General features: G+C 46.7%; 2 protein-coding genes. One reads left to right on the top strand and one right to left on the bottom strand.

What is annotated here, in order from left to right; genetic code table 11:
- A partial coding sequence (locus A3761_RS14775) for a hypothetical protein (RefSeq protein ID WP_369808226.1) occupies positions 1–2,444 on the top strand: 2,444 nt, incomplete at its 5' end.
- Between the two features lie 82 nt (positions 2,445–2,526).
- Here A3761_RS14775 and A3761_RS14770 read toward each other — a convergent pair.
- Positions 2,527–3,033: acyl-CoA reductase C-terminal domain-containing protein (locus tag A3761_RS14770; protein WP_304439616.1), on the bottom strand; the 507-nt coding region annotated here is incomplete at its 5' end.

Below are 3,033 nucleotides of genomic sequence, written 5' to 3'. Positions count from 1 at the left end.
AGGGGATAACCATGCCGGGTTTAGTTAAGAAAACCATCACCGTGCTTGTGGCCGCATCCGCAAGCATTGCCAATGCTACGATTGACCTTTCAGGCTTACCGGGTGAATTTCCTCACCAAGAAGAAGTTTGTGCCAGTGATTTAGCGAGAGAAGCCTTACGCGCCGAGTCAGCGTCTCAGGCCTTGAATACGCCGTTCATAGATATGATAAAGGTGGGTGATGAGCTTGTCTGGACTCGTATGGGGACTCAAAGCCCGGTACTTGTACCTGGCGATATTGTCACGCTAATCGGCTCAAACTTCGGTGCAGGTGTGGATATAGATTTTAGCAAAATCATGCTGGGTAATACCCGTATTCTTGAAACTGATTTACGTATGTTTGATCAGAAGCTTGCTGTGTCAGATCAGGTTAATTACGAAACAGAGCAGCAAGTTGATGCATGGGATAAAAACGTTATTAGCTGGCAAGATGACCGTATTGTATTCAGGGTACCTGACCATGCTAGCAGCGGTCCCTTGATTGTGCAGGTACAAAAACGAACGGGTTATAATGAGTCCTTGCTACACCCAGGTTCTCCACATACCGTTATTGATGCACAGACCTCTCGTATTATCAGCGATACGTTTCAGCATGAATGTGACGTTGTGTCACAGCTGAGTGATGCCGTTGCCAGCACGCCGATTGATATAGATGTTAATAACCCGAACTTCTCTGATTTGGTGACAGAAGGTCGAAAGATATTCTGGTCGTACGACTACAATATTGGTGTCGCACATGCGGTACGAAACCTGGATTGGAAGGCGATCTTTAACTATCGTTCGTTTGACCCGGTTAAAGGAGGCTATGCTGACCCGAGAGAGTTGTTTGGCGCCTATAAAACGGTCAGAGGGCAAGTGCCGAATGAAGCGATGGATGATGTTTACTTTGATCCTTACCCAATGCCAACCCCGATCCCCGGCTTCCTCACCTTGGGTTCTGCCAAGCTTGAAGGCAATACAAAAGATACAGGTTGGGTAGGATATCGCTATGCAGAAGGTAATCACCCTTATACAGGGCCGGGTGAATTTGCCGGTTTCAACTGTGCGTCGTGCCACGGTTATCAAATCACTTACCAAAACGTCAATGGCGAAGATGAAACAAAGGTTTTCCCTGGCTTGCCTAACCCTGAATGGACCATGAAGTGGACAGTTTTACAGACGCCGCTAAAAACCTTCAAGGGCATTTATGAGAAGGAGCCAGGGCCAGACTGGGCACCGGAAGAAGAAAAAGTTGCCAAAGATATGTTGATCTATCATATGCCTGCCGGTGCCGGTGAGCATAACTTGGTTAGAATCAAAGGAGAGGGCAGCCATACCGATAATGATTATCAGTTTTCACCGATCGCAATTCCAAATGTGACCAACTATATGTCGATTCGACGTTCTCTGTCGCATACCGAATCCTATGTCGGTTTTGAAGGTTCTTATGTGCATGCAGAAGAGCCGGACGGTGCGCAAGGGGCAATGAGAAAAGCGCCTTTACAAGCCTTAACCGCGTACATGACCCAGCTTGATGAGGACGATGACTTACTACGTGAAATTGGTATGTATCGCTGGTTGAAGCAGAAGGGTTTACTTGTCGACCAAACAGAAACCGGTACAGTCATAGAGACCTATACCGAGATGGTACCGCAGCCGCCTAAGCGGGGCTGGTTTGGTATTAAGATACCTCAACCAGATAAAGAGGTAACGAAAACGCGCGAAATACCAGCATTGCAAGAAGGACAGTTTATTAGCCAGGGCTGGCAGTCCTATCCAAAAGTTTCTGCAGCGATAGCAAGAGGTAAAGAGACCTTCGATCGCGATTGCGGCAGCTGCCACAATGATGGCGTCGGTGCCAACACAAATGAAAAGATGTTGCGTTTGGATGAAGTTGGCAGATTTTTCTCTCCAACGATTTACCAAAAAGAGGTCGAGTCGATTCGCGCGACATTCTTACGTGATATGTACTGGGTGCAGAATCGTGGCTTGCTATCTGACGGTCACGTGAGAAATATGAGTGATCTGGTATCTCCAGCTCGTTGTGATAGCAACTCTGAAATGTACCAACAATATTACACCTTGCATGCACCGGTTCGACCTGCGCCCGGCTCTGTCGATCAGCCGATTACTACACCGGACTTAAATCGCAGAGGCGATGTATTCAGGGTGCCCAAGTCGGACTACATTACCAGGTTGGATCGAGGTTACAAGCGCAACCGCTTTATCGAAAAGCACAAATACTTTAGTGAAGTGTCTTGGGATGACGACCACTACTACTGGGATTACCAGAAGATGCGTCGTGAATTTGGTGTAGATGAAATGGGGACACCTGGCCCGGTTGGTTTACCAGCGACACCACACCCATGGTGTACATCGAATACTGAGGAGGTTTCAGATTTGGTTCAGTACATTATGACGCTGTAAGCTTGAGCGAGTAGACAAAGGCCAGCCCCGATTAGACTAAGGGAATGTTCAATCGGGGCTGGCTAAAGGCTCAGTTTATCTATTAGTCAGTAACGGACAATTCTTTGGTCTTCACCTGCTTAACCAGTGCATTTTTCGCAACTTCGTTTATCGCATATTTTTCAATGCCGGCTAAATGGGTTTTACCAAAATATCGATACCAGTTAATTAGCTTGGCATCGACAGGGAACTCTCCGTCAGACTTTTCGCCTAGCTCTTCAGCTAAGGCTAGTAGCTTGCCATTATGAAAGCGGTATTTGGGAAAACCATAAAAAGAAAACGTGGTCGACAAGGTTAAGGCTGTATCTATATTCTTGTGCATGCGGTTTTTGCGTTTTTTAAAGCCGATTTTTGATCGAACGTCTTGCAATATATCCAGCGGCACTTGAGCTGCTTTCATCGATGCTTCAAAGACAGACTTAGAGACAAAGGTAAATTCTTTCGAAGGCTTTTTAGCCTTAAACAGCTTTGGGTAGGCCTTGTAGTTTGATTGGGCTTCATCGACCATTGCGCGCTTTAGTTCAGCAACTGTCACCGGGTTAGATGAGCT

This window comes from Oleiphilus sp. HI0123, assembly GCF_001635315.1.
The sequence above is the reverse complement of the archived record's forward strand: the minus strand, read 5'-3'. Positions and strand labels throughout refer to the sequence as shown.